Annotated in this window: 24 protein-coding genes; 20 read left to right on the top strand and 4 right to left on the bottom strand. The window is 69.7% G+C overall.

Annotated features, from left to right (window positions below):
• The first annotated feature begins 37 nt into the window (after nucleotides 1-37).
• From AB0K03_RS33440 to AB0K03_RS33350, 19 genes are all read left to right on the top strand, one after another.
• Nucleotides 38-1,543 carry an ATP-binding protein gene (locus AB0K03_RS33440; protein WP_364693390.1) on the top strand — a complete coding sequence of 502 codons (1,506 nt, stop codon included), beginning with the start codon at nucleotides 38-40 and terminating at the stop codon, nucleotides 1,541-1,543.
• A gap of 111 nt (nucleotides 1,544-1,654) precedes the next feature.
• Nucleotides 1,655-2,149 (top strand): hypothetical protein, encoded by a 495-nt coding sequence (locus tag AB0K03_RS33435; RefSeq protein ID WP_364693387.1) that lies wholly within the window; start codon nucleotides 1,655-1,657, stop codon nucleotides 2,147-2,149.
• A 108-nt stretch (nucleotides 2,150-2,257) separates the two neighbouring features.
• The gene (locus AB0K03_RS33430) at nucleotides 2,258-2,860 is read left to right on the top strand and encodes a hypothetical protein (RefSeq protein WP_364693385.1); all 603 of its coding nucleotides are present in this window, start codon (nucleotides 2,258-2,260) and stop codon (nucleotides 2,858-2,860) included.
• A 403-nt stretch (nucleotides 2,861-3,263) separates the two neighbouring features.
• Nucleotides 3,264-4,415: a DUF932 domain-containing protein gene (locus AB0K03_RS33425; protein ID WP_364693382.1), complete on the top strand. Its 1,152-nt coding sequence runs from the start codon at nucleotides 3,264-3,266 to the stop codon at nucleotides 4,413-4,415.
• 429 nt (nucleotides 4,416-4,844) lie between these two features.
• Complete coding sequence (locus AB0K03_RS33420; RefSeq protein WP_364693379.1) at nucleotides 4,845-5,759, top strand: DUF4192 domain-containing protein; 915 nt, start codon at nucleotides 4,845-4,847, stop codon at nucleotides 5,757-5,759.
• A 295-nt stretch (nucleotides 5,760-6,054) separates the two neighbouring features.
• The gene (locus AB0K03_RS33415) at nucleotides 6,055-7,935 is read left to right on the top strand and encodes a ParB N-terminal domain-containing protein (protein ID WP_364693376.1); all 1,881 of its coding nucleotides are present in this window, start codon (nucleotides 6,055-6,057) and stop codon (nucleotides 7,933-7,935) included.
• A 281-nt stretch (nucleotides 7,936-8,216) separates the two neighbouring features.
• On the top strand, nucleotides 8,217-8,981 hold the full coding sequence (locus AB0K03_RS33410; RefSeq protein ID WP_364693373.1) for a hypothetical protein: 765 nt from the start codon (nucleotides 8,217-8,219) through the stop codon (nucleotides 8,979-8,981).
• A 552-nt stretch (nucleotides 8,982-9,533) separates the two neighbouring features.
• On the top strand, nucleotides 9,534-10,472 hold the full coding sequence (locus AB0K03_RS33405) for a bifunctional DNA primase/polymerase (RefSeq protein WP_364693370.1): 939 nt from the start codon (nucleotides 9,534-9,536) through the stop codon (nucleotides 10,470-10,472).
• A 490-nt stretch (nucleotides 10,473-10,962) separates the two neighbouring features.
• On the top strand, nucleotides 10,963-11,397 hold the full coding sequence (locus AB0K03_RS33400; protein WP_364693367.1) for a single-stranded DNA-binding protein: 435 nt from the start codon (nucleotides 10,963-10,965) through the stop codon (nucleotides 11,395-11,397).
• Nucleotides 11,398-11,475: 78 nt separating this feature from the next.
• Nucleotides 11,476-11,943 (top strand): hypothetical protein, encoded by a 468-nt coding sequence (locus tag AB0K03_RS33395; protein WP_364693364.1) that lies wholly within the window; start codon nucleotides 11,476-11,478, stop codon nucleotides 11,941-11,943.
• A 984-nt stretch (nucleotides 11,944-12,927) separates the two neighbouring features.
• The gene (locus AB0K03_RS33390) at nucleotides 12,928-13,113 is read left to right on the top strand and encodes a hypothetical protein (protein WP_364693361.1); all 186 of its coding nucleotides are present in this window, start codon (nucleotides 12,928-12,930) and stop codon (nucleotides 13,111-13,113) included.
• 197 nt (nucleotides 13,114-13,310) lie between these two features.
• Nucleotides 13,311-14,048, top strand: a complete 738-nt coding sequence (locus AB0K03_RS33385; protein ID WP_364693358.1) for a hypothetical protein — start codon at nucleotides 13,311-13,313, stop codon at nucleotides 14,046-14,048.
• Nucleotides 14,049-14,451: 403 nt separating this feature from the next.
• Nucleotides 14,452-15,003, top strand: coding sequence for a hypothetical protein (locus tag AB0K03_RS33380; protein WP_364693355.1), 552 nt, complete (start codon nucleotides 14,452-14,454; stop codon nucleotides 15,001-15,003).
• 166 nt (nucleotides 15,004-15,169) lie between these two features.
• Nucleotides 15,170-15,721, top strand: a complete 552-nt coding sequence (locus AB0K03_RS33375; protein WP_364693352.1) for a hypothetical protein — start codon at nucleotides 15,170-15,172, stop codon at nucleotides 15,719-15,721.
• Complete coding sequence (locus AB0K03_RS33370; RefSeq protein WP_364693349.1) at nucleotides 15,718-16,521, top strand: hypothetical protein; 804 nt, start codon at nucleotides 15,718-15,720, stop codon at nucleotides 16,519-16,521. Before AB0K03_RS33375 ends, AB0K03_RS33370 begins: the two co-directional genes overlap by 4 nt.
• A gap of 517 nt (nucleotides 16,522-17,038) precedes the next feature.
• Nucleotides 17,039-17,203, top strand: coding sequence for a hypothetical protein (locus AB0K03_RS33365; protein WP_364693346.1), 165 nt, complete (start codon nucleotides 17,039-17,041; stop codon nucleotides 17,201-17,203).
• Nucleotides 17,204-17,735: 532 nt separating this feature from the next.
• Nucleotides 17,736-18,083, top strand: a complete 348-nt coding sequence (locus AB0K03_RS33360; protein WP_364693344.1) for a hypothetical protein — start codon at nucleotides 17,736-17,738, stop codon at nucleotides 18,081-18,083.
• A gap of 346 nt (nucleotides 18,084-18,429) precedes the next feature.
• Nucleotides 18,430-18,621, top strand: coding sequence for a hypothetical protein (locus AB0K03_RS33355; protein ID WP_364693341.1), 192 nt, complete (start codon nucleotides 18,430-18,432; stop codon nucleotides 18,619-18,621).
• A complete protein-coding gene (locus AB0K03_RS33350) occupies nucleotides 18,612-18,749 on the top strand; it encodes a hypothetical protein (RefSeq protein WP_364693338.1) in 138 nt (45 codons plus the stop codon). Before AB0K03_RS33355 ends, AB0K03_RS33350 begins: the two co-directional genes overlap by 10 nt.
• On the opposite strand, the gene AB0K03_RS33345 is transcribed toward AB0K03_RS33350, so the two are convergent.
• Complete coding sequence (locus AB0K03_RS33345) at nucleotides 18,733-19,218, bottom strand: hypothetical protein (protein ID WP_364693335.1); 486 nt, start codon at nucleotides 19,216-19,218, stop codon at nucleotides 18,733-18,735. The genes AB0K03_RS33350 and AB0K03_RS33345 overlap by 17 nt on opposite strands.
• 211 nt (nucleotides 19,219-19,429) lie before the next feature.
• On the opposite strand from AB0K03_RS33345, the gene mobF reads away from it, so the two are divergent.
• A complete protein-coding gene (mobF, locus tag AB0K03_RS33340; protein ID WP_364693332.1) occupies nucleotides 19,430-23,725 on the top strand; it encodes a MobF family relaxase in 4,296 nt (1,431 codons plus the stop codon).
• A gap of 222 nt (nucleotides 23,726-23,947) precedes the next feature.
• Here mobF and AB0K03_RS33335 read toward each other — a convergent pair whose 3' ends face one another.
• The 3 genes from AB0K03_RS33335 to AB0K03_RS33325 all read right to left on the bottom strand — a co-directional run bounded on the left by AB0K03_RS33335 (nucleotide 23,948) and on the right by AB0K03_RS33325 (nucleotide 26,243).
• Complete coding sequence (locus tag AB0K03_RS33335; RefSeq protein WP_364693329.1) at nucleotides 23,948-24,334, bottom strand: hypothetical protein; 387 nt, start codon at nucleotides 24,332-24,334, stop codon at nucleotides 23,948-23,950.
• Between the two features lie 101 nt (nucleotides 24,335-24,435).
• Complete coding sequence (locus tag AB0K03_RS33330; RefSeq protein ID WP_364693326.1) at nucleotides 24,436-25,491, bottom strand: hypothetical protein; 1,056 nt, start codon at nucleotides 25,489-25,491, stop codon at nucleotides 24,436-24,438.
• 122 nt (nucleotides 25,492-25,613) lie between these two features.
• The gene (locus tag AB0K03_RS33325; RefSeq protein ID WP_364693323.1) at nucleotides 25,614-26,243 is read right to left on the bottom strand and encodes a hypothetical protein; all 630 of its coding nucleotides are present in this window, start codon (nucleotides 26,241-26,243) and stop codon (nucleotides 25,614-25,616) included.
• Between the last annotated feature and the right edge of the window lie 9 nt (nucleotides 26,244-26,252).

Here is a 26,252-nt window from a genome sequence, read left to right as displayed (position 1 = left end):
GGATGCGTTACAGCGTCCGGTCGGCGCGGTGGCCGGCATGACCGCGCTGAGCGTGGCGACGTTGACGCTCGACGGTGGTGACCTTCGCGAGGTCATCGTCCGGGTGAGCGCGCTGACCGGCGGCCGCGGCCTGGTCGCGGTCGACCCGGAAGGCGCCTCGTATCCCGAGCTGCGCGACCGCGTGTACGCGGGTATCACCAACAGCGGCCTGACCTGGCCGGACCGCAACATCATCATCTCCGTCGCCCCACTGGGACAATGGTCGGTGCCTCCCGGCACCGACCTGGCGGTCGCTGCGGCGGTCCTCACCGCTGCCGGTCACCTCCGGTTCACCGCGCTGAGCGAGACGATGTTCTTCGGCGAAGTCGGTCTGGACGGAGCAGTACGGCCGGTCCCCGAAACGCTCGCCCTGGTTGCCGCAGCCGCCGAGCGGGGATACCACACCGTCGTGGTGCCGGCGGCCAACGCCCGCCAGGCGATGCTGGTGCCCGGCGTACGCGTGATCGCTCTCAACGCCCTGTCCGACCTGCTCAACTGGGCCACCACCGGCGTTGAACCCGCTCTACCCGACCCTTCCGAGGACCGCGCGAGGGCAACTGATGGTCCAGCCGAAGCGGGCCCGGCACAGCTGCCGGCGTCGATATCGCCAGCAGGATTCGCCCTGGAGGTCGCCGCTGCGGGGCGGCACCACCTCGGGGTCACCGCCGCACCGCAGCTGCCGGTGACGGTGATCGGCGACTATGTGCGGTCACTCATGCCGGATCTCGACGATCGTCAGGCCGTTGAGGTCAGCGCCCTGCATGCCGCCGCGGGTCATCCCGTCGACGCGCTGGTCCGGCGCCCCCCGTTGCAGTCCCCGGGGACCGCGACGTCAGTGGCCAGCATGATCGGCGGCCGGCGACCGGGGTTGGTCAGCTTGGCGCATCGTGGCGTCCTGCTGCTGCACGACGCCCCGGACTTCGCACCCGAGGTCCTGCACGCGCTGCGTCAGCCGCTCGAGCGCCGCATCGTCCAGGTGGCGCGCGCACGGGGCACCAGCACCTTCCCCGCCGACGCTCAGCTGATCGCCACATCCCGGCCGTGTCCGTGCTCCACCGCCCACAGCCGGGGCGACGGGTGCAGCGCACCGGCCCGCCGGCGCTACCGCAACCAGCTCCACCCGATCTCCGACCGCTTAGACATTGCCGTCACCGTCGAACCGGCCGCGTCCGGCGAGAGCTGTGCGCGGGATTCGACCGCAACCGTCGCGGCTCGGGTTGCCGCCGTCAGGGAGGCAGCCGCCGAGCGGTGGGCAAAGGAGGGCTTCTCCACCAATACGGAGGTCTCCAACGATGTCCTACGGCGGCCGCGGTTTCGTATCCCCGCATCAGCAACAGACGGTCTGCGCCGAATGGTCGAGACCGGTCAGCTGAGCACGAGGGGCTATGGCCGGGTGCTGCGGCTCGCATGGACGGTCAGTGACCTCCGCGGTGCCGGCCACCCCGACCGCGACGCCGTGGACACCGCCGTCGAGCTGTATCGCCCGCGGCGCCACACGATCTGACCCTGCGGCCTGCGCCGCCCTCGGGAAGCCGACAACTCCACTTCGCTATTTGTCCGTCAGGGCGCCCACCCATCCGGGTGGGCGCCCTGTTTCGATGCTCAGGAGCACCGCATGTTCCTCAAAGCCCTTCTCCGCGCGGCTCTTGCATGGCCGCGCACTGCCAACCCGACGATGCGATCAGATGGCCCTGGACTGACCGTCTGGGCTGATCTGGCCCGGCTGGATCACCTCGCAGCCGACGCCGCTGGCACCGATGAGCTGCCGACTCTGTTCACGCTGATGAACCCCGGCGGTCGGGACTTCGGCACCGACGTCGCGGCGTTCATCGAGCACTGCAGCGAACAGCAGATCTTGCGTTTCGCGGCACCGGTCACCGCAGTCGACATCGAGGCGACCGTCAGCGGTGACTACCGCGACGGCGGCTTCCTGGTCATGGTCACCATCGCCGACCGGATCACCATGGCCTCCGGCCAGCTGATCCCGCAGGTATTCCGGGACGCCGACGATCTACCGCGCCAGGTACTCGCCGTGGTCGTCGACGTCGCCGACCACGCCTACCGCGAGTTCCTGCAGACTGCAGCCGACCTCGCTGCGAGCGCGTCATGACTACCCACCGAGCCCTCCACCACGCCCAGCTACGAGCCGAACCGTTCGCCAACGACGGGCCGTCACCTCGTGCCCACTACCGGTCCGAGCTTGCCCGTGCAGGCCACCATGGCTGAGCACCCGTGTCACCACCACCAGGCGGGGCAGCACACGACGGCCTGCATGACGGGCCCGTGCGGATTCTGCGACGCCGACCTGGGCACCACCGCCTCCGGCGAATGTCACCGCTGCCTGCGGATCGTGTGCGAGAACTGCGACGCCGGCTACGACGCCGACCTCGGGCCGATCTGCCGGCCCTGCCACGACGCCGACATCACGGCGGCGAACGCCTCGCCGCCGACTGGCGCCCGCGAGCAGCACCGGCGGTGCGTGTTCGACCTGGACCTGTCCTGCGGCCACGTCGTCACCTACGCGGTGACCGGCTGGTATCCCGTATCGGTTGCATGTTGTGACCGGCTCGGCGGCACGATCCTCAACGGAACGTACGTCGCCTTCAGCTCCGACGTCGACTACGTCCGGCTGCGCTGCGAGCGCTACATCGACGTTCCCGCCGGGTCCGTGCCTCGCCCGAGCCGGCTTTTGCGCCGACGCGCACGGACCGACGCACCCGCGCAGCCGTCGTATCCAGGTCATCGCGCCAGCACCGGCCGATACCCGGCTCGCGTCGGCGCTACCTGGACCCTTGGCGCGTCAACGCCACGCCCGTCGTGAGGTAGCGGCACCTAAGTACAAAACGCGCAGGTGAGCGATGTTGCCCAGGCGATATCGCGCGGCCGATTCACGGCTTCACGACGTGCACGAGCACGGCAGGGCCGTCAGGCTGGCCTTGGCTGAGCACCGCTTCTCCACGGTGGCGGCTCCCGGTCCGGGCAACGGCGGCGGCGGTGCTGGCCGGGCACGGTGGCCGACCCGGCGCCTGGCGCAAGGCGGGCCGAAAACATCTTGGCCTTCGGCCAGAGATCTTCTCGCCCTGGCCGCCTTGCCGCCCGGCCGGCCGGGCACGGCCCCGGGCACCGGCGGGCCAGCACACGCTCGCCCCGCCGACCACGGCCTGCGGCGGGCGTGCCGCCGACCGCCACCGTCACGGTGGCGGCCCACCTGGAAGGCACCTTCTATGGCAACACCCACGCTCACCGTGGCCCAGAACCGCCACATCGGGATGAACAGCCTGATCGCCACGCTCAGAGATCAACATGACCGGGCGGTAGACGTCTACGCCAGCGCCGCCACCATGCACGCCGACAACGGCAAGTTGATCATCGCTCGCGCCACGCCCGTGCTGACCTCCACGGGCGTAGGCGTGGGTCCCGGCACCTTCGCTCTCTCCGACGTCGCACTGGGCGGGTTGGGCGCGAAGCTCGACATCCCCGTCCCGTATCTTCGCCGGCTGGCCGCCGAGAACGTGCCGCTGCTGGACGACAACGTCAACAGCTGGCTGGAACGCGACGACCGCAGATTCCTGGTCCGCTGCCTGCGCCGCACCCCCGACAGCGGTGACGGCACCGCCCGGGCATTCCTGTCCGACCGGTATCTGCGCATCAACAACCTCGACGTGCTGACGGCGGCGATCGAGGGCATCGAGAAGGCCGGCGTCGCGGTGCAGATCGCCTCCTGCGACCTGACCGACCGGCGCATGTACGTGCGGTTCGTGTCGCCCGAGGTGCAGGTCATGGCCCCGGAGCTGCTGCGCAACTACCGCTCGCCGTTCGACGGGCGCCGCGGCAGTGACCTGCCGGTCATCTCCGGCGGGTTCCTGCTGAAGAACTCCGAGACCGGCTACGGCCGCTACTCCCTGGCCCCGTGGCTGCGCATCGAGGTGTGCCGCAACGGCCAGACCGTCGAACGCGGCGCCGTCGGTCGCACCCATCTGGGTGCCCGGATCACCGACGAGGACGGCATCGTCGACCCCTCCGCGGGGACGATACGCAAACTGCTGGAGCTGATCACCTCGCAGACCGTCGACACGATCCGCGCCTACCTCAACGTCGACTTCGTCGCCCGCGCTGTCGCCGACCTGGAACGCGCGGCCGGAGTCACGGTCCGCCGACCGGAAACCACCATCAAGGTCGTCTCCCAGCAGCTGCATTACACCAAGGAACAGCAGGACGCCATCCTGGCGCACTTCATCGCTGGGGCCGACCTGAGCGCCGGCGGCATCATGCAGGCCGTCACCTCCGTAGCGCGCAGCATCAGCGACGCCGACGCGGCCTACCAAATGGAGACCACCGCCTCAAAGGCCCTGCGCCTGGCCGCGGCAGCCGCCTGAGGTAGCGGCCCGTCACCTCTCATCCCCGCCATTGCAGGGCGCCCGCCAAGCGGTGGGCGCCCTGCCGTGCGTCCTGGAGGTAACCCATGCCGCCCCCAACGGCCCCTCACCCCATCGGCGTCCACCACCACGCCGGCGCTATCGAGCCTGGCTGGCTCGGGGCCACCCCACGTGCGGGTGCTCGGCGTGCTCCGCCCCCGCCCCGACATCCCTGAGCAGGCGCCCACCGACCGGCCATAACCGGTTCCCGGGGGCAGGCGCCCCGACCACGCCATGCCCAGCTTCGGCAAACACCGCGCCATAGGTCGATGACGACGCCGTTGCGTGACACGAAGCCCCCGGAAAACCCAACCACCTTCCGCACCGGGTGTTCAGCACCGGCACTGCGGCGTACGCCCGCACCCCTCTCGTTGAAAGGCGACTGTGATCATGACCGACCCCTCACCTGAGACCACCGTCCGCAGCCCGCAGGACATGCTGGGTGCCGTGCCGTACCTGCTGGGCTATCACCCGGGCGGCGAGATCGTCGCGGTGTATCTCGGCGCCGATCAGCGCATCCTCGGCGTGGCCGCGGAACCGCTGCGGTTCTCGGCCGAGGCATTGAGCGAGCACCTGATGTTGCAGGCCCCAGCCGAGCCGTGCGCCGAGGTCGCGCTCATCGGCTACGGCCCACCCCCGATACGGCCGGTCCTGGCCACGATCGGCCGGATCCTCGAGTTGTTCTGGCCGCTGCACACTCTGCTGTGGGTCACCGGTTCGCGGTGCGTGTGTCTGCTCGACAGCTGTTCGTGCCAGGCCCACCGCGGTATGGACATCGACCCGGCCACCAGCCCGGTCGCCGCCCAGATGGCCTACGCCGGCATGGTGGCCTTACCGTCCCGGCAGGCCCTGGACACTCTGGTCGCCCCCGACCTGGTCTCGCAGGCCGAAGTGGAGGCCGCGGTGGCGCCCCTGACACCGGATGCCGTCGTCCCCGGGCTGCTCGACGACGTTCGGGCCACGGCCAAGCGCGGCCGGCGCCTCACCGCCGGGCAGCTGGCGCCGCTGGCTCTCGCCTTGACCCGCCGCGATGTCCTCGAGGCGGCGTGGGGCGACGTGTGCGCGTGCATGTGGCAACGCGATCTGTGGCTGGACGTGACCCGCCGCGTTCCGGACCGCTACGCCAGCGGCCCCGCGACGTTGGCCGCCTGGTGCGCATGGCGTCGCGACGAACACGCGCTGGCCATCGCGGCATGCCAGCGCGCCGTCCGCGAAGGACCAGGTCACCGGTTGACCAGGCTGGTGACCAGCGTCGTTCGGACCCATGTGCCCGCGCACCGCCTGCGCCACCCCGCCGCCCACTGACGCCTGCGTCAGTGGCGGCGCACCCACCAGCAATGTCGGCCTGCTTTTCGAAGGGCCGGTTGACCCGTCAGCTGGCACCGGGTCGGGTGCCGGCGGGGCTGGCCACTGATCCTGGCCGCCCGCGCCGCGCCCCGCAAGCCCACCCCTACCAGCCATTGCTGCGTCGATGTGACCGCCGGGGTGGGCCCTTGCGGTTCACGTCGATCGGCCGGCCCGGGACGGATCAGGCCAGCCCCGCTCGGGCGCCCGCCCGAGCGCAGCTCATCACCGCTCTCTATGTGGAGGTAGTTCCATCGTGACCACCGTCATCAACGACACCGAGGCTATTGAGAACAACGACGTCCCCGCACCCGAGGAGCCCGGCACCGTCGCCGGCACCGACCTCGTAGCGGCTGAGACCGCGATGATCGGCGAGGTCGTCGACGGGCCGGTGCACCTCAGCACCGGCCGGGAGGGCCAGCAGCTGCCGTTTCGCGCCGGCCTGCTCGACGCCCGCCACCTGCACGAGCCGCAAGGCATCAAGCGCACGCAGATGGGCGAGCTGGACGATCTGATCGCCTCCGTGCGGCTGTTCGGCGTCCGCGCGCCGCTGGTCGTGCGCTCGCTCGGCCTGTTCCCGGCCACCGACGTCGAGGGTAAGCCGATCGAAGACGCCGAACCCGTGGAGCACTTCGCCGTCGTCGACGGGCTGCGGCGCCGCAACGCGGCGATCGGGGCCGAACGCTTCGAGCTGCCGTGCTTCATCGCCGACACCGACGACGACATCCAGCTCATCCTGCAGTTCCTGGAACTCAACGACCACCACAAGGACCTGGAGGGCATCGAGCAGGCCGAGGCGTACCAGATGCTGCTCGACTTGGGCCTCAGCGACCAGCAGATCGCCGACGCCCGCCGCGTCGACGTCAGCCAGGTCCGCACCGCCATCAAGGCCCGCGCGTTGCCGGCCACCGCGCAACGCGCCCTCAACGCCGGCACTCTCACCCTGGACCAGGCCCTCGCGCTGGAGGAGTTCGCCGACGACCCGGACGCCCAGAGCAAGCTGCTGAACAAGCTGAGCGACCAGTACGACTTCAAGCACGAGCTGTCGCGGCTGCGCGACAAGCGCGCCTACGCCCGCAACCGCGACGTCGCCAAGGCGCACCTGGTCCTCGAGAGCGTCGACGTGACGCCCAAGCCGCGCGGTTTCGGCTACGACGGCACCGCGGTACGCGCGGACCTGCTCCTGGACGCCGACGGTCAGCCGGTCGACGTCGAGGCGGTCAAGACCCAGCCCGGTTTCCACGCCTTCGTGGAGAAGAACGGCGGTCAGGCCAGCACCGTTGTGTACTGCGACGACCCGGCGCAATACGGCTACAGCCGCCGCAAGGAGGTCTCGGCAGCGCACCGTGGTCTGAGCCCGGAAGAGATCGCCGCGAAGGAACTCGCCGAGCAGCAGGAGAAGGAGCGCCTCGAGCGGCTCACACTGGCCGCGACGGTGCGCCGGGAGTTCATCGTCGAGAAGTTCGGCACCGCCAAGGGTGCCCGCGCGCTGTTCGTGCCGGCGCTGCGGACCGCCGCCCTCGGCCGGGCGATGAGTCGCTCCGCCGACCTGGACGAGCTGTACCGGGCTCTCGGTGGTTCCGACAATGACACCCTGGCCGGTGCCGGGGAGGACCGGCTGCGCCGCAGTCTGGTCGCCAAGTACATCTGCGCGCTGGAGTACAACCTCAACGGCACCACCCAGCCGCACCGGATGTGGATCGACAAGCAGGAGGCCGTCGCCTGGTACGACGAGCTGCGCCAGCGCAAGTACCCGCTGACCGACGACGAGCAGGCCCTCTACCAGGGCTGGACGGCCGAGGCGACCACCGAGGACGACACCGACGACGAATACGAGGACGACGACGAAGGCCCGCACGCCGACGAGGACGTCGTAACTGCGGATGCCGCGCTGATCGCCGACGCGTCGCCGGTGCCCGACACCGGCGAGCAGGAGGAGAACGTCGACGTGCTCTCGGCGAACGAGGGCCCGCAGGAGGTGCCCGTCTCCACCGAGCAGGACCAGGTGGGCGACGTGCTTGCGGCGAACGACGGTGCCGACGGCGTGGTGATCGGGGCACCGTTCGACCGCAATGACGCGTCCGCCGATGACACCGCTGAGTGGTACGACCCCGACGAGTTCTCCGAGGCAGCCTGACCCGCCCGCCGCGCTGCGTCCCTCGCCAGGACGGCGAAGGTGCAGCGCGGCGCCCACCCGGCACACGCGGCCGTTGATGTCCTTCGGGCGGCTGACCAGCGCCGCGTTCTCGCGGGATGGCCTGCGCAGTGCCGGGCCGTATCGCGGTGAGCCGCCCCGAAATTCCTGCCATCGACCGTCCTGGCGCACCCCCGTTGGCGTGCGCCGACGGTTCCTCTTACCGGAGTTGCGCTATGAACCCTTGGTTTACCCCTACCTCGCCGCCGCCGACGCCCTCCGCCGTGCGGCGCCCTCTGACACGCTCCGAGCTGGACGCCATTCGTGAGCAGATCCACGGCGATGCCCTCGGCCCGCAGGAGTTGGTCACCGCTGTCGTCACCGCAGTGTTCGACGCGCTGCTGACCGGCCAGGCGCGCACGTACCGCGACGTCCGAGACGACGCGCTGTTCGACCGCGACAACTACGCGATCCCGGCCAGTCAATGGACCGCGATCGTCACCACGGTCACCGATCGCGCCTACACGTGGGGCGCGGCCACCTCCACCGGCATGGACCTCGCCGCGCTGCTGCCAACCAGCTACGACGACCCGGCCGTACCGACCCCGCTGCTCAAGCCCATCGACGACAACCCGAAGCTGCGACGCCTGGACATCAGTTCCGACGCGACCGCCACCGTCGCCTCCTGCCAGCAGCACCTGATCGAGCTCGCCGCGGCGTACGGCACCGACAGCGACCTCTACCGCGACGCCACAGCCAGTTGGTCGCTGCAGCTCACCAACCTGATCAGCGGCCCGCCCAGCGCGCACCGCGTGCTGCATCCCGACGGGCCGCTGTCGCTGTATGTCAGCACCGACGACGCCAGCCACTACAGCATCGCCTTCGAGCCTCTGGCACCGCATTGCACCGTCGCAGGCTGCCACGCCGTGACCGCCGCAGACGGCCACTGGCAGCCCAGCCATCCCGACGCCACGGTGCTCGATCACGAACACCAGCCCAGCCATCCCGCCGACGGCCCGCAGCCCGGCCGCTGGATAACCCGGCCATAACCCCCGCCGGGAACGCACTCGCCGCCCTGCTCGGCCGTGTGCGGCGGCATCGCCGCCGCACACGGCCGAGCGTGACGGTGACCGCCGCCGGTCACCGTGACCAACCCCGCCTCCACCGACGTCCACCACCACCGTCCGCCACAGCGGCGGACGCGCCGAGCTTTACCTGCCGACATCGGTGGTTGTACGAACCGCCGTCACCCAAGGAGCTGTTGTGTCTCACCCTCTTCGTCTCGCACGCAGACCTGGCATCTGTGATCCGCGTTCGGCGCGAGCGCCGCGGTCGGGTCGCCGTTGCGCCGCCGCGACCTACGACAGCGTCGTGTCCCACGTGCGCCTCGCCGACCGGCCCCAGCGACCTCCCGGTTCGACACCACGGCCACTGCGCCCAGGTTGCTGGCCGCCCGCCCCTGACAACCGCTGCACGCCGACCATGCAGGCAGACCTTGCGCCTCGCGCGTACCGGCGCTGCGCAGGCCAGCAGTGAACGCGTCCCGACCGGCCGGGCCAGTTGACCACGGTCATTCGCGACCGTCGCTCACGACGGCGGATTTGGTAGCCGCGGCGATCGGCTACGCCGCGGCGGGGATCGCGGTGCTGCCGCTGCATACCCCCGACGCGGGCGGTGTGTGCAGCTGCCGAGCCGGCGCGTCCTGCGGTTCGCCAGGCAAGCACCCCCGCGTGCGTCGCGGCCTGCACGATGCCTCCCGGCAGCCGCAGGTCATCCGGTCGTGGTGGTTACGGTGGCCGCACGCGAACATCGGCCTGGTCACCGGAACCGTGCTGGACGTCTGCGACATCGACACCAACGCCGGACTGCGCGTCGTGCTCGACCTGCTCGACGTGGTTCGCCCAGCCGGGCCGCTGATCCGGACAGGATCCGGGTGGCACCTGTGGTACGCCGCCGGTGGCCTGCCCAGCCGGGTGGCGGTCCTGCCCGGCGTGGACTGGCGCGGCCGAGGCGGCTTGGTCGTCGCACCGCCGTCGCTGCACCACACCAGGACCCGATACACCTTCCAGCAGCCCTGGAAGCCCGGCGATCTGCCCGGCTGTCCACCGCAGCTGCGCACCCTAGTGTTGCCTGCACCCCCGCCATCGGTCAGCCCGCCGTCGGTCCCGATTGCGGACCTGGACCGCTACGTGCAAGCGGCGCTCGACGGGGAAGCCGAACGTGTCCGCCGGGCGCCGCGGCCGGTGATCAGCGGCGGCCGCCGTATCAGCGGCGGCGGCCGCAACGACGCGCTGAACCGGGCCGCGTTCCGGCTCGGGCAACTGGCCGCGACCACTGCCTTGGACGAGGCGGCCGTGCGCCGCGAGCTCACCGAAGCCGCCCTGAGCACGGGACTGGGACGCGCAGAGGTTCAGCGCACGCTGTCGTCGGGATGGCGAGCCGGGCTGCGCCATCCCCGGCGTCTCGGTGACCGGCAGGGTGCCACAGCACGTCGTAGCAGGAAAGCACCGGTTCGCACCTGGCCGGGGCCGCACACCTGACCCCCCCGCTCGCCCGGAGCGTCTTCACCGAGCACCCAGCCTCGATCCGGCCAAGGAGGGGATCCCGCCCGCCCTCGGGGCGGGCGGCGGTGCGACGCGTGGTCGCAGCGTTCCGTCCGCCGACGGCGTGCGTCCCGATGGGCTTCATGCCGGCACTCGGCGACGGGCAACGTTGGCTGCTCCGCGAGGTGCACGCGTGGCGGTCCCGGCATCCCGGCTGGGCTGGTCCGTGGACGTCGGCTGGTTCCGCTGCTGAGGGACCCGAAGGTCAGCCCACCCAGACCGGGGGTGCAAGCCCCGGCAGAACATCTTGGCCCACATCGTCTCGCGTTGCTCGACGCCAAGATCTTCTGACTCGAACGGGGCTTGCACCCCTCGGCCTCTGTGCGGGCTCTGACCGGCCCCGTCAGCGCGGCACCGCGGCGCCCGGATCACCCGATCCGAGGCGCGGTCACGGGCCGCACCGCATCACCTGAACGGGAGTCAGCACATGTCGGAGTTCAACCTCTCCTTCGAGGGCAACCTTGCCGCCACGCCCGAACTCGAGATCACCAACGGCGGGCAGACGCTGTGCCGGCTGCGCGTGGCCCACAACCGGCGCCGCCGCACCAGCGAGGGGCAGTGGGTCGACACGACCCCCATGTGGGCGCAGGTCACCGTCTGGGGCGAGCTCGCCGAACGGTGCGCCGAGCTGAGCAAGGGCGACACCGTGGTGGTCAAGGCCCGCGACGACCTGAACGTGTGGCCCTTCATCCGCCAGCAGGACGGCACGCCCGGCGGCATCCTGGAGGTCACCGCCGAGAACGTGTCGGTATCCATGCGGTTCAAGGGTGCCCTGCCGGTGACCGACGACAAGCCGGCCGGCGACGCGTGGGACCCCGCCGAGGCCGAGGCCGAGGCCGAGCGCGAGCTGCAGGCCGCCTGACCGCCTCCCGGGGCCGGTCTCACGGCCGGCCCCGGGCACCTTGCCGACCAGTCCGACCATCTCCGGGGAGTTGTCGTCATGAGCCAGGAACCGTCGAAGCAGATCTTCACCAGCCTCATCCAGGGCACCGTTCGTGGCCGCTGCGAGCAGGGCCACACCACCAGCGGCGGGCGGGCCTTCGTCAAGTTCCGCATCGTGCACCGCACCGGCTACCGCAAGGACGGCCGGTGGGTATCCACCGCGCCGATGGAGTTTGAGGTGACCTGCTGGGACGAACAGCAGATGCTGATCGCGCGCTCGCTGCGACCCGGCACCGAGGTTCTCGTCACGGTGAAGAAGTTCTTCCCGTACCTGGACCAGAGCGACGAGCCGATCATCAACATCACCCCGGCCGACATCGTGGCCCTGCCCAGCAGCACGCCCACCCCCAGCGCACCGCGCCCGCAGCGCAGCGGCGACCTGGTCGTCAGCCCGCACGGCGAGAAGATCGCCTCTGACGCCTGGCCCGACGTCGTCACCGACCCGCAGCTCGCGCATCACCGCTGAACCAACCTTTGCCAGGCCGGTCCGCGCACGCGGACCGGCCTTGCCGTCGTTAAGGAGACTTCACCCACGTGCAAGGGACCGTGCGTCATTTCCTACGCCGATACAGCCTCTGCTGGAAAGGTTGCCGCCTGGGTCGCTGGTTGCGCCGTCCGTCAGTCCCGAGCTCGGCCGCTCAAGCAACGCCGATCCGGGTACGGATGGAGACCTGTTGCCGCGGCTGGTATTTCGAGCACAGCCCCGAATGCGGCACTCCCGATGTGCCGCGTCCGTGCAGTGACTGCTCCGCCGAGCCTGGCACCGGCCACATCTACCCGTCTTGTTCCTGGTTCGACGACGAGCCCGACAGTGACCTCGAATCAGCGACGTGGCCCGACGCCGCCCGATGGCCAGGACATCCCATCGACGACCCGGCGCCCATCGTCCGCGCCTGATGGATCCTCGCGACACAGCCGCACATGCCGATCGATACCAGGAGCTGCCCGGCCGGCCCGACGTGGTGCCATCGCCCACCGATGCCGACGTCACCGTGGCGAGCTCATCTGAGGGCCACTCGACAGCCACCACGCCACTTCGGCACCCCGGCGGTCGCAGCCACCCGGCCATCGGTTCGATCTCAGGCCAGGCGACAGCCGCGAACGACGATCCCGGCACAGCGCCGAAGCACTGCTCAGCGGGCCACCGGTGTGCCGACGGCACGCTGATTTCGGGCTTAATGGCCGGCGAACGCGGTGGCAACCCCGGGCCACCGCGTTCGCCAGTCCTCAGTGATGACCGACCCGATCAGCGGTCAGGCAAGCCGTCAAAACATCTTGGAAGCGCAGCACTGATTTTCCCGGCACGCCTCCCATGCTGCGCTTCCAAGATCTTTTGCCCAACATCTGGCTTGCCAGCCGCTGCCGCGCCGGTCCCCCCAGGTCCTGTCAGCGCGGCAGCCCCGGTGCGAACCGGCGACGCCGCCCCATCCGCACTCCGGAAGGCAGCGCCATGAACGACAACACCGACGTCACCACCACCGAGCAGACCCCCGCCACCGCCGACCGGCCGCTGCGTACCGCGGCCCGCCGCTTGAGTCACCCGGTGGTGCACATCTCCGGTCTGCTGGCCGCGCACGTCGCCGCGCTGGCCGTGCTCGAGAAGACGCCGCTGCTCGCCCTGCTCTCGCTGCACTGATTTCCCGCGGGTCCGGTGGGGTGCCTGCGGCAGCACTCCACCGGGCCCGCGGAGCACGCCACCGCCCGCCACGACCCCCGCCGTGGCGGGTCAGCCGTGGCTGCACGGGCGCGCGAACCGACGCGCGGCTCTGCACCTGATCGTCGGCAGTTCCTGCCGCGCACGCCCTGCCGCCACCGTTTTAGAAGGAGGACGCCATGTCCGTGACCGGCCCCTACCCCGCTTCACCTACCGTGCGGTACTGCGATATCGGCAACCATCATCTCGGCCCCGGCCAGCTGTGGTACCTCGTCACCGATCCCAGCCGCGGCTCGCATCACCACAAGGCCGCCTGCGCAAACCACCTCCCCGGCCAGGGCGACGCGGGTCAGGGCCGTCTCTACCGCGTCGGTGATCTGTTCGACCCCGGCCGCACCCGCTGGCCGCAAGGCCCGCACCTGTGGCTGGACGCCGACGGTGACACCCGGCTGGCCATCTTCCTGAGGAACCCCAGCCGGCCCGAGGTATCCGCCGTCGAGTCCGGCATCGCGCGTTTCGCCTGGACTGAGCAAGGCGTCAACGGGTTCCTGCTGTTCAAGTACGGCGACTCGCCGTGGAACGACGCCCCGTTCAATCCACAGCGGCTCAGCGAGCCCTTCGGTGGCCAGCAGATCGAGCGCGGCACCCACAGCCGGACGTTCACGTTCCTGGTGCACGCCGATACCGGCCGCATCGCCGCGATGCGGATGTTCACCTGGCCGGCGTACTTCCTCAACCACGTCGTCGACTCCGTGCACCGGCTCGCGACCTGTCCCTACCGTGAGGCTGAGGCCCACGCGGCGCAGCAGGACTTCTACCGGCGCTACCCCGATGGCCCATCGCTGTACCGTCTCGTCCGCACTCTGCCGCCGCACGCCAGGTGCACCGGGGGGCAACGCGAAGACCGCCCTGTCTGACCCCACAACAACTGCGGCAGCCGGCCGTACCACCTCAGCGTCGATCGACAGCACCGTCCAAACGCGTGACCCGCCTGCTCCTCACGTCACCCAGCCGGCGATCCCGCCCACGTCCGTGCGCTGCACACGCCCTCAGCGAGCCGACCCAGCAGCGCCTGGAGCCGCTCGCTGAGGGACCCGAGGTCAGCCCACCCAGGCTAGGGGTGCAAGCCCCGGCAGAACATCTTGGCCCACACCGTCTCGCGTTGCTCGACGCCAAGATCTTCCGACTCGGACGGGGCTTGCGCCCCTCGGCCTCTGTGCGGGCTCTGACCGGTCCCGTCAGCGCGGCACCCCCGGCGCCGGGATCACTCGATCCCGCAGGGCGAGCCGCATCAGATGCACCCTGATGGAGGCATACAGCATGACTGAGAACGCCGTCGACCCGACGATGTCCGCCACCCCGGCCGGTCCGAGCACGGACACCGGCGAGCGGCCGGCCGCCCCGCAGGGGTCGGTCTACCTGTCCGACATCCTCGCCAGGATCCGCAAGCACGCCAACGACAACAACTGGTGCGCGGAGGCCGAGTACGTCACCACCAAGGCGTTGAACGACGGCCTGTCGTTTCAGCCGGTCCGCGATCTGGTGGTCGAGCGGTTCACCCCGACCGAGGGGACCGATCCGTTCGTCACGAAGGTCCGCCTGAAGAACGCGATTCGTAAGGCCGTCGACCTTTGCTACGACGGGGAGGAGCACTTCGCCCTCTACCGCGAGCTCGTCGAGACCTACCAGCTGGACGAGGTGCCGCTTGCGGTCTTGAAGTACACGGTCACTTTCACCGTCACCGACGAGCACCTGGCCGGGCAGGCGGTGAACGAAGACGGCATGGCGTGGGCGCTGCGCTACGGGATCACGACCGGTTTCACCGTCACGACCGAAGCCACCGAGCTGGCAACGCCCACCCTGCGGCCGTAGGCATCGCGGTTGCCCGGCCGGCTCGCACCCGGCCGGGCAACACCCCGGGGACTTACCAACACCCTCGTCGGACCCGCCGCCCGCCAAGTTTCGTGTGCGCTGCGCCAGCGAGGACGAATCTCAGCGGTTACCGCGCCGAGCCGCACCTCGAGCCAAAGGACCTCTAATGAGCGCCTGGATCATCAGCCGTGACCACCTCGACCTGCTTCTGACCGCCGCCCAGGAGTGGGAGATCACCCCCTCGGGCGAGGCCGACAAGACCGGCCGGATGCTGTGGAAGGAGAACGTCGCCAGCGTCGCCTACCGCTACCCGCACGACCGCGATGGCGACCGACCCGGCCCGATCGACTTCCGCGACCGGCACGTCGACACCTACCGCTTCCAGCCCTACCCCGGCCCGGTTGACCCCGAGGTCGTCGCCGCAGCCGCGGCCTCGCTCGCCTACCAATCCTGCGAACACCCGGATTGGCCGTCGAGCACCGCATGCCGGTGGATTACGCGTCTACGCGAGCAGGCGACCGCGCGCATCGCGGCGTACCTCGACGAGTACGGACCGGTGGACCCCAAGCGTCAAACCCGCGGCGAGCAAGGGTGGTACGTCATGGTCGACCTGCACGGCCACGAGCAGATCCGGTGCGGCGACGGCTGGAGCGTGCCCGACCGCGGCGTCTTCGCTCGCGCTCTCGGGCTGCGCACCCCTAACGTGGCCAGGCCATGACCGAAACGCCAACGCCCGCCGGCGGCGGCGAACCGCCCGCGATCCCGCACGTGGCACCGAACCGCAAAGCCACCCTGCACGTGGTCCAGTTCTCCGGCGGCATCGGCAGCTGGGCCACCGCCATGCGCGTCGCCGAAAGACACGGCACCGACAATCTCGTTTTGCTCGCCGCCGACACCAAAGCCGAGGACCCTGACCTCTGGCGTTTCGTCGCCGACGCCGGCGCGCACCTTGGCGTGGACCCGGTGATCGTCGCTGACGGCCGCACCCCGTGGCAGGTTTTCGCTGACCAGCGGTTCATCGGGAATTCGCGCGTCGCGCCGTGCTCGTTATTCCTGAAGCAGAAGCCCGCGCGAGCGTGGCTGAACGACAACGCCGATCCCGCCAGCACCTTGTTGTATGTCGGCATCGACGCCGGAGAACGACAGCGTATCCCCGGCATCGTGCGCGGTTGGACGCCGTGGACGGTGCGATTCCCGATGTGTGACCCGCCCTACCTGAGCAAGCAGAACATGCTCGACTGGGCGAGAGCTGAAGGCCTGCGAACGCCCCGGCTGTACGACCAAGGGTTCACGCACAACAACTGCTTCGGTGTGTGCGTGCGCGCCGGGCAGCGCCAATGGCTGCACCTTCTGCAGGTGGCGCCCGAGCGATATGTCCGCGCCGAGGCCGAAGAAGAAGAGTTGCGCCAGCAGCTCGGCGACGTGGCGATACTCCGGGAGCGGCGCGCCGGTATTAGCTATCCGTTGCCGCTGCGCGAGCTGCGCCGCCGAGCGGGCGAGCGCGACCACATCGGCTAACCCTAGGGCGCGCGACCAGCACCGCGCTGCCGGCCGCAGGGCTACAACCGGCGCACCGACCGGGGACGAGCCAACCCCCTGCCATGTATCAGCCGACCGTGCAACATATCGCCGCTCATCGGTCTGCCGGGACACGACAGCCGGCTCCTTCTGCCGGCCGAGCACCGGGGGTCGGGGTGACGCAGGCGCGACGCTACCGGCAGGCGAAGGACGGTCCTGATCATGGCTGCCGCCTGACGGGATCTCGGTGCGGTCAGCCGGTGTGGAACCGGGGCCGCGTCTGCCAGCCCGAAGCGATGACCGACTCGTCCGGCGGCGGCAAGCCCGGCAAAACATCTTGGAAGCGCAGCGGACGGTGCCTACCAACGCTATGGACGCTGCGCTTCCAAGATCTCTTGACCGACGTCCGGCTTGCCACCGGCAGGCCGCGCCGATCCCACCCCGGCTCGTCAGCGCGACAGCCCGGCTCCTCGCCGCCGGCCGTCGCACCTCGATCTGCCCGCCAGGAGGCGACGCCATGTACCAGGACCTGCCCTTCGCCGACCGCCGTCAGCGCCGCGACGCCCGCGTCACCCGTCACCACCGCCGCTTCGTGCTGGCCGGCGAGAAGGAGGTCTTCGACCCGGCCAGCCCGGCCGACGCGCGCGAGTACCGCACGGTCGTGAACTACGGTCACCGCTGACCGCAGGCGGGGAGGAGCTTCGGCTCCTCCCCGGCGCCGGCGCCGGTGCGCCAGCAAGGCGCTGGGCCCGGGCTGGGTGCCGCGGCTGTGCTCAACCCGGCCGGGCCTTGACGGCCCGGTAGACCGGAAGCGGCCTGCGGCCGCGCTGCTTCAAAAGCATCCTTTCGGCCACTGGCTGCGCCACAAGTGTAGGTTGCGCCCGCCGTCCACCAAATCCGCTGCGGGCTCCTAAAACATTATGCAAACCCCGCATAATCTTTTACTCGAAACCCCCGCAGCGAATTTGGCTCCCGTCGGGCGCAACCAGGCGAACAAGTTCGCCGCCTGCGGCCGAAAAATGCCGAAGGTCAAAACCATCGCCGCTAGCTGCAGAAACGCTTATCTAGCGCGCCGAAATACTCTGCAAAAGAAAGTTCAAAAGCGGCTTCGCTGTTATCGATATGGGTCGATAAATAGTGTAAGATGGAGCTTAGTCAGGGAGGGCAAACCCTGGCGACACCAGAAGGCAAAATTACAGAGAAGAGGCCACACCGTGAGCCGTCACGACCTCACCCCGCTCGACCCGGACACCGTCTCCTGCGTCATCGTCGGATGGGACCGCCCGCTCGGATCGTTCTTCACTCACGTCTACCTCACCGACGACGACAACGAGTTTGACGCTCCCACGTTCGAGATCGGCACGGACTTTCGTGAAGTCACCGACCCCGCCGCCGCGATCGAGCTTGCGAGCATGTACGCCAAGGTGCCCGACGACATGAGCGCCACCCTGACCGCCGACGCAGTGCGGGAGGGAACCTGCGAAACCCCCGCCATCGTCGGGATCCTGTACGCAGCGGCAACCCCGCCGGTCAACACCGACGGTTGGCCCTGCCCGTTCTAAACGCACCGATTCCCGGGGACCGCAACGGTCCCCGGGCATCAGCGCATGGAACGAAACACCGTCGCACGCAGGCAGTGCCGCTACGCGTATTCCGCGTCGACGCGCATCGAGCACGCCGACCCGGGCTGCCGCGCCGCCCGCTCACGGCCGTACAGCGAACGGGCCGGAAAGTTTAGAGGCCGACGGCCCCTCTCGGGGACACCTCCGAAGAGATGTACGGGCAAGTCCGCCGGCCAACACCAGCCAGGCAAACCGACGCGTAAACGCCGGCAGAAAGGCCGCCACCAGCTTAGCCCGGTCTGCGCGTCGCCTCAACACGACGACCACCGCCAAGACGGAGTCCGCGATGCCCACAGTTGCCGCCGAGATACCGACCCTAACCATCGACGAGTTAGCCGCACTCGCCGCTGACATCCAGCCACTCACCAGCACAGAACAGAACGGCGACACCGCGACCGCCCAACATCTCGAAGCGATCTGCGCGCGGTACGGCCTAACCTTTACTGACGCATCCACGCAGGAGAGCCCATGCCGCTGATCAACAACGACACGTGGGGCCGACGCATCGTCCGGGTCGGTGCCGTCGCCGCCGCCCGAGGGAAATGGCTCGCCCTCACAGCCGCGATCCTGCTCGTACTCACCCTCGCCGTCATCGTTCTTCGCTAGACGGCGTAGCCGCCGACACCGCCGGACCCACCGGCATCGACGACCCGCCGGACGTACTCACGCCGCCCACCGTCCCCCGTGTCTCCGCCTCGGAAGTGGGCCGCCCGCTTCCACGCGGACGGCCCCGCCGCCGCGCCACCGGAACACCGTCGGTCAGCTCGCCCACCCGGGCATTGACGTCATCAACCGGCGCCCGCTGCTGACCCAGCCGCACCCGCGCCGGTGTCTCCTCCGTCAGCACCGCAGCGACCTCGATTGCCATCATCGAGGCCAGCACCGCCAGCGCGACATCCGCCCCCCGCTCCGCCTCCGCCACCGCCGCATCCAGCCGCGCCAGTTCCGCCGCGCGTCTATCCTGCGCGCGGCGAACCACCGCCCCCGCGTCCGTCGCCGCTTTCAACGCGGCACGCTCCGCCTCATGCCGCCGCGCCAACGCCTCAATAGCTTTGTTCGTTCCCTTGCTAGCCATGCATCGACGCTACCTATTCCGAAGCGTCGACCTCCACACTTGACGATCGTTGAATGTTAGTTGTAAATGGTCACGACATCGTTCAACATTGCTCACACCATCTCCCATCAGCACAGATATCAGGCCACCCCCTAACCCCTTCTCAGAACTAGCACACCCCCTGGCATTCCAATGTCGAAAAGGCGCCTGTCGGCGGCTTACGCTCGGCGGCATGCTCTCGGTAACCCGCATCTCACCAGGGGCCGGGATCGCCTACCTGACCCAGCAGGTAGCCACCGGCCGGCACGACTTCCGCCCCGCTGCACCCAGCGCAGCGGTGGCCTACCACGCCGACCCGCGCGCGCACGGCGAGGCGCCCGGCTGGTGGGCCGGCCAAAGCCAAGCCCTGTTCGGCGTGCACGGACAGGTGACCGAGAAGCAATTGCACAACCTCATCGGCGAAGGCAGCCACCCGGACACCGGCGAACAACTCGGCCGGCTATGGCGCAAATTCGAGGCGCTCGACGACGACGCCCGCCAAGCCGCCGTCGAGAAGGCGTGGAATGCCCTGCCCGAAGATGCCACCTACGAACAGATCGCCCAGGTGTGGCTGCGGATCTGGACCGCCCCGGAACGACACCCCGTGGCCGGATTTGACGTCACCGTTTCACCGGTCAAGAGCGTCAGCCTGCTGTGGGCGTTCGGCGACGACCGGGTCAAGCGCGAGGTGATGGCATCGCACCACGACGGCGTGCGCGCCGCCCTGGAGCACCTGCGAGCACACGGCGCGTTCACCCGGCTGGGCACCAACGGCATCGTGCAGGTCGACACCGACGGGCTCGCCGCCGCCGTCTTCGACCACCGCATGTCCCGGGAAAAGGACCCGCAGCTGCACTCCCACATCATCGTCAGCTCCAAGGTCCGCGTCATCCGCGACGGCCGCGAGACGTGGCTGGCGCTCGACAGCAAAGCGTTCTACCAGGCGACCATCGGCGCTCGCATCGCCTACGAACGCGCCGTCGAACACCAACTCGGCCGACGCCTCGGCGTACGGTTCGCCGCCCGCACCGGCTCCCCAATCCGCGAAATCGTCGGGTTCGACCCCCGCACGATCCAGCACTACTCCAAGCGGCGCACCGCCGTGGAAACCGAACTCGACGCCCGCCACAACGACCCCAGCACCGGCCGAGAATGGATCCCCACCAGCCGATGGCGCCGCTCCGCGCAAGACGCCACCCTGCGCACCCGCCAACCCAAGGACGACCCCGAATCCACCAACGAAGCCGTCGCGCGATGGCGGCGCGAAGACCGCCAGGCAGGCTTCGACACGACCGCCGACGTCCGCCAGATCGCCGCAGGCCGCACGCTCGACCCCGTCGACCAGCAAGCACGACAGGTCATCCGTCTCGCACAACGCCACCGCGCCGGCCAGCGTCTGCGCGTCGAGGACCTCGACGCTGCCGCCGTCCGGCTCGGGCTGGACCGCGAGGAGCAACGCTCCCCGGTCGTCACGGCCGCGATCCGCCGCCTGCCGCACCTGGCCGTCGAACGCGCTGTTGACGAGCTCAGCGCCGAACGCGCCGTGTTCAGCATCGATCACCTCGAACTGGCCATCGGCCGCCAGCTACACGTCAGCCCGAACGCTGACCGGCGCTCCGACTGGCGGCAGGTGCAGCGCTACGCCGCCCAAGCCATCCGCGTCCGGGCCGGCGGGCTACGGGTACTGACCCCACCCGCGTTACTCGAGTGGGGCCAAACATTGGTCCGCAGCTCCGATCGGCAGAGCATCTACAGCCGCCACCGCGACCTGAAACTATCCACCGAACCGGTCCTGGCCGCGGAAAAAGAGCTGATCGCCTACGCCACCGGCCACGGCGCCACGCCCGCACCCCGGGCGCTGCTCGACGCGGTCGCTGACCGGCTTGACCTGTCGGACGAGAAGCGCGCCGCGCTGCACTTCGCCGTTGGTGACGACCGCCCGGTCACCGGGATCGTCGGCCCGGCCGGCACCGGTAAGACCTATCTGCAGCGTGCTGTCGGGGTGGCCGCACGCCAGGCCGGCGTGCCGGTGCTCGGCCTTACGGTGGGGCAGAACGCCGCGTTCGTGCTCGCCGACGCGACCCGCGACGGCGAGCATCCCGGGATCCGGACCGAGAACATCGCCATGTGGTTGCACGCCCAATCGATGCCGCCCGAGGGCACCACCCCGGCTGATTGGGCGTTCCGGCCCGGGCAGTGGGTCATCATTGACGAGGCGTCCCAGGCCTCCACGCTCGACCTGGTCCGCCTCACCCAGCTCCTCGCACCCGTCGGCGGAAAGCTGATCCTGGTCGGTGACCCCGAGCAGATCTCCGCGATCGGGCCGGGCGGCATGTTCCGCTACCTCGCCTCTCTCGGCACCACCACCCAGCTACGCGAGGTCCGCCGGTTCACCGAACCGTGGGAGGGCCCCGCCTCTCTGCGGCTGCGCGAGGGCGACACCACGGTGCTCGCCGAATACGACCGCCGCGGCCGCATCATCGCCGGCCACCGAACCGAACTCATCGCGCACGTCCTCGACGGGTGGGCCGCCGACATCCTGCAAGGCCGGACCAGCCTCATCCTCGTCGAGACCCAGGCCGAAGCCGCCGACATCGCCACCCAAGCCAGACGCCTGCTCATCCGAGCCGGCATCGTGCAACCCGGACCCACCGTCACGCTCGCCGACGGCACCCACGCCGGCGTCGGCGACCTGATCGTCACCCGCCGCAACAACCGCACCCTGCTCGCCGGGGACGCGTTCGTCGCCAACCGCACCCAATGGCGCATCCTGCAACTCGGCCCCGACGGCGCCCTGCTCGTCGAAAACCCGGCCAGCCACGCCACCACCGCACTGCCCGCCGAATACGTCGCCGAACACGTCCAGCTCGCTTACGCCGCCACCGTCGATTCTGCTCAAGGACGCACCGTCGACGTCGCCCGCGCCATCATCGACCAGGCGACCACCCGCGCCCGGCTCTACGTCATGGCCACCCGCGGCCGGCTCCTCAACCAACTCGCCGTCGTCACCGCCGACGAACCCCCCGAAGCGCACCCACCCGCGCCGGCCACCGCCGGGATCACCGTCCTCGCCGGAATCCTGCGCGAAGACAACACCGACCGCTCCGCCACCGAAACCGAACAAACCCTGTGGGCCGACGCCGACGCCCTGCGGCACTGGGGCCCGATCTACGACGACCTGACCGCCCGCGCCAGCATCGACCAATACACGGCTGTCGTCCGCGGCGTGGCCGGACAAAGAGTCGCTGACAATCTCGCCGCCGACCCCGCCATGCCCGCCCTCGCCGGCCGCCTGCACGCCTTGGCCGCCGCCGGCTACAACCCTGAGCAGGTCCTCGCGGCCGTCGCCTCCGAACGCGAACTCGCCAGCGCCCGCGACACCGCCGCGGTGCTCGCCTGGCGCATCGACCAGGCATACCACGACCTGCAACCCGACCCCGCCGTCGCGCTCAGCCCCGCCCAAGCCGGCACCTACACCCAGCGCACACCCACCGTCGACGGCGACATCGGCGATGCCCTGCGCCAAGTCGCGGCCATCTGCGACACCCGCATCGACGCACTCGCCCAGCAGGCCGCTGCCGAACAACCCACCTGGGCCAATGCGTTGGGCCCGTTGCCCGACGATCAGGCCGGGCGGCGGCAGTGGACCAGCCGCGCCGCCGTCGTCGCTGCCTACCGCGACCGCTACAGCATCACCGGCGACGAGCCCATTGGTCCCGAACCCTCGACCCGCGACGTCGGCAGATGGGGCGCATGGCAGCGGGCACAGACCGTGCTCGGTATCGCCGCGCTCGCCGGGCAGATCCACTCCGCCACCGACGGGCAGCTCCGCTCGCTCATCGCCGCGCAACGCGACGCCGACCAGAACGCCCCCATCTACGTCGCCGGGCAGCTCCGCACGGCCCACACTCAGCTCGTCGGCGCCGAAAATCAGCTGCGCGACGCTCGCGTCGACCTGGCCACCGCGCAGACCGCCGCGGCCTCAGCGACTCGACACGCTGACACATTGAAACCGCGATGGTGGCACGCCGGGCCCCTGCACACCCGGGCGGCGATCCGCCACCAGCACGCCCGCACCGACGCGCTGCGCGCCAGCACCACCGTCGACGAACTCCAAGATCGGCTCAGCTCCGCCCGCCAACGGATCGAGACCGTCCGCGAAAGGGTGCACAACCTCGAAGGTCAGCACCAGCAGTGGGCCGGCTGGTATGACGAGGCGCTACCCACCCGATACGCCGGCCTTGCCGCCGCGGCCGAGGTGGCTCGTCGCGCGCAGAACCTCGCCGACGGTGCCAGCGACCTCGCCGAAACTGTCCGCGCCACCGCGGCTCGTGTGCGGGCAGTCGACGCCACACGCCCGCAACCCCATACCCGGCCCGTCCCCGACCATCTCACCGAACACGCCGAAGCCGCACGGCAACGTGTCCTCGAGGACCACGACCTCGACGCACCGCCCGACCACTCCGAGCCGGAGGCAGACCATGCCTGAAACGCGCACCCTCGACCGCACAACCTGAAAGACGTGGGCGCCGGTCAGCCAGCGTAGCCCGATGCTGCCAGGAGTACGCCACCCCAAACGACACAGATGCTGGGAGCCTCGATGCAGAGAACCGACAGGAGAGCCCCGCTACGCATCGAGAGTTGAACGAACCTAGCCCGGCTGACGGCTCTAGCTTTACCGCAGCCGACAGCATCAGACATCCCGTTCCTGCTACGCCGGTCGGCACTCGACCGACAGCGGCGGGTCGAATACCGGCGCCCGGCAGGTCGGGCAGACCGTCCGGTAGTGGCCCGGACACGTCGCGCATCGCACCATGCGCATTTGCTGGATCATCCGATACGGCTGGTTCGGATTCGGCGCCTCCAGAGAGTGTCCGTCGGGGCACATCTTGACCTGATCACCGACCAGGTGGTCCGTCGGTTTGTAGCTGCACCGCAGGACGTTCGGATTCCGGCGGGCCCATTCGACTACTGCGCGGAGCTGAGCGACGGTGGCGACCTCGCGGGAGCGGACGCCGTGCCCGCGGTAGTGCGGCTGCCACCGCAGCTCGTAGGACCATCGACGTTCCCATTCCACCTGCCCGACGATATCGAACATGCGTTCGAAATTTGCCCGTCGGCCTTCGTCTCGGCCATGGTCGGCGAACGGTTCGCCGGTCTCAACCCGCCCTGCGGCCAGTCTCGCCTCTCAGGGATCTCTTATGGTTCGGTGGCCGACGGCGGCGGGGGAAGCTCGTTCGCTCGCTCAGAGTCCCACTCACCCATCGTGTAGTTGATGAAGTGGTTCACGACAGGGTTGATGGCCTCCGGCGGCACGTCGCCGATGTCGAGTCGATCGATCAGCGAGTCGTACATCGAACGGAGCCGAGCTTCCCGTTCTTCCGGGGCGGCGCTCGCCGCCGCTCCGGCGAGGTAGGCGCGAGTCTCGGCCGCTTCCTTGATCACGGCCATGATGCCGCCCCACCGGAGCTTGCGACCCATTCCTTTTCCGATGGTGGCCAGCAGAGGGGGCAGTACCCGCTTGGCATGGTCTTCGCCGTACTGAACAAACAGATCCGCTGGCGCCTCAAGGTCGTTCGCGATGGCGCCGGCCAAGACTCCCACGCAGGCGTCGACCAGCCGCACCGGTGCGCGGCGCACCCAAGAGTTGGCCGGCCGGCTCTTGTAGCCGTAGTCCGCGGTGACATGCCGACGGAGCGCCGAGTTGGTCGCGTGGGTGAAGTATTGCGAGGCGGGCCGATACGCGACGTCATACAGATAAATGATCGCCTTGGCATCAATTTCCGCGTCTATCTGCTCGGCCATGGCCGCTACGGGCGGCAGCTTCTGTGGTTCGCCGAGAGCGCTCACGGACTGCCGGATGAGTTGCTGGGAGATGAGCCCTGTGCCCGACAGGAAGGTCAACATCGCCGCCCCGGTCTTGAACTCCGACGCCCGAAGTTTGGCCGCAGCGCCGGGAACGAGGAGGCACCACAGGCCGAGGATGCAGGTCTCGATACCCGTGCGGGCGAGCAAGGCCGCCGCTTCCCGCTGACGCATCCGGACCGCTCGACGTGTCTCCCGCTGCAGAAACAGCAGCCGTAAGAGGGCCAACCGGGCGAAGTGTTCACCGGTGACCTGTTCCTCGTCGCGCGGCAAGGGGCTGCCGGTCGCGAGGGCGTGTGCGCTGCGCCGCACGCGGATGCGTCGCGGGAGATCCGGATAGGGCAGCACGCCACGAAGGACCGTGCGGGCGAGCGCCGAGAGGATGGCCACAACACGGCATCATCGCAACAACCGGGACGGACTGCGTCACCTTTTCGGCGCGGCGGAAGGCCGGCCGAACCTGCCGGCCTCGGCCGCTCCGGCGAGGTGCGTCGGAACGGCCGAGGCTGCTCTCATGGCTGGCGCAGTGTGGCGAGGACATCCCGCGCACAAGCAACGAGCAGGCGTTGAGTGTCCACCTGTTCGGTGGCAGCGCTGTTCACCGGAATGAGCGCGATGCTCATGTAGAGATTGCCGTCGTACGCCAGCAGATGTGGGCCGGTGGTGGGGTCGGTGTAGACGGCGGCCTGCTGTCCGAGCCCTGGCACATCGGTGACCGGGGTCGCCCTCTGCTGGGCGCCTCGCATGCCTTCGTAGAAGGCCTGCGCCGACCCCGCCTTGCTAGTCATGACCTCCAGGGAGACCAAACTACGCATCCCGGCGCCCCCGTATTGGTGATTGCAGGTTGCGATCGACGAGGTGCTGGTGTCGCTGAATCGGGGTTGTCCCAGGCCGCCAGCATCGGTGCCCAGTTCGCGGATGAGGCGTGTGTCGTCCAGGGCGCTGCAGACGTCACGCCGGTTGACGTAGTGAGCTGCGGTGGTGGCGCTCGGTGCCGGGCCGGCGGAATGCGCCGCTGCCGACGCCGATGCGCTGGCCGTGGGCTGGGCGGTGCCGCTTGTGTCACGGCACGCGGCAATGGCAAACACCAGGAGCACGGCCACGGCGGCGCGGGCAGCCGCGCTGACTGATGAGGTGGCCATCAGTCGCCG

It is taken from the genome of Actinoplanes sp. NPDC049316, from assembly GCF_040677315.1.
Taxonomy (GTDB): domain Bacteria; phylum Actinomycetota; class Actinomycetes; order Mycobacteriales; family Micromonosporaceae; genus Actinoplanes.
The sequence above is the reverse complement of the archived record's forward strand: the minus strand, read 5'-3'. Positions and strand labels throughout refer to the sequence as shown.

Excerpts from the sequence above, each read along its gene's own strand:
- AB0K03_RS33440 (WP_364693390.1), top strand. The coding sequence starts at position 38 with ATGACCGCGCTGAGCGTGGCGACGTTGACGCTCGACGGTGGTGACCTT.
- AB0K03_RS33435 (WP_364693387.1), top strand. The coding sequence starts at position 1,655 with ATGTTCCTCAAAGCCCTTCTCCGCGCGGCTCTTGCATGGCCGCGCACT.
- mobF (WP_364693332.1), top strand. The coding sequence starts at position 19,430 with ATGCTCTCGGTAACCCGCATCTCACCAGGGGCCGGGATCGCCTACCTG.
- AB0K03_RS33430 (WP_364693385.1), top strand. The coding sequence starts at position 2,258 with ATGGCTGAGCACCCGTGTCACCACCACCAGGCGGGGCAGCACACGACG.
- AB0K03_RS33390 (WP_364693361.1), top strand. The coding sequence starts at position 12,928 with ATGAACGACAACACCGACGTCACCACCACCGAGCAGACCCCCGCCACC.
- AB0K03_RS33380 (WP_364693355.1), top strand. The coding sequence starts at position 14,452 with ATGACTGAGAACGCCGTCGACCCGACGATGTCCGCCACCCCGGCCGGT.
- AB0K03_RS33355 (WP_364693341.1), top strand. The coding sequence starts at position 18,430 with ATGCCCACAGTTGCCGCCGAGATACCGACCCTAACCATCGACGAGTTA.
- AB0K03_RS33345 (WP_364693335.1), bottom strand. The coding sequence starts at position 19,218 with ATGGCTAGCAAGGGAACGAACAAAGCTATTGAGGCGTTGGCGCGGCGG.
- AB0K03_RS33425 (WP_364693382.1), top strand. The coding sequence starts at position 3,264 with ATGGCAACACCCACGCTCACCGTGGCCCAGAACCGCCACATCGGGATG.
- AB0K03_RS33385 (WP_364693358.1), top strand. The coding sequence starts at position 13,311 with ATGTCCGTGACCGGCCCCTACCCCGCTTCACCTACCGTGCGGTACTGC.
- AB0K03_RS33375 (WP_364693352.1), top strand. The coding sequence starts at position 15,170 with ATGAGCGCCTGGATCATCAGCCGTGACCACCTCGACCTGCTTCTGACC.
- AB0K03_RS33350 (WP_364693338.1), top strand. The coding sequence starts at position 18,612 with ATGCCGCTGATCAACAACGACACGTGGGGCCGACGCATCGTCCGGGTC.
- AB0K03_RS33325 (WP_364693323.1), bottom strand. The coding sequence starts at position 26,243 with ATGGCCACCTCATCAGTCAGCGCGGCTGCCCGCGCCGCCGTGGCCGTG.
- AB0K03_RS33420 (WP_364693379.1), top strand. The coding sequence starts at position 4,845 with ATGACCGACCCCTCACCTGAGACCACCGTCCGCAGCCCGCAGGACATG.
- AB0K03_RS33395 (WP_364693364.1), top strand. The coding sequence starts at position 11,476 with ATGAGCCAGGAACCGTCGAAGCAGATCTTCACCAGCCTCATCCAGGGC.
- AB0K03_RS33335 (WP_364693329.1), bottom strand. The coding sequence starts at position 24,334 with ATGTTCGATATCGTCGGGCAGGTGGAATGGGAACGTCGATGGTCCTAC.
- AB0K03_RS33370 (WP_364693349.1), top strand. The coding sequence starts at position 15,718 with ATGACCGAAACGCCAACGCCCGCCGGCGGCGGCGAACCGCCCGCGATC.
- AB0K03_RS33400 (WP_364693367.1), top strand. The coding sequence starts at position 10,963 with ATGTCGGAGTTCAACCTCTCCTTCGAGGGCAACCTTGCCGCCACGCCC.
- AB0K03_RS33365 (WP_364693346.1), top strand. The coding sequence starts at position 17,039 with ATGTACCAGGACCTGCCCTTCGCCGACCGCCGTCAGCGCCGCGACGCC.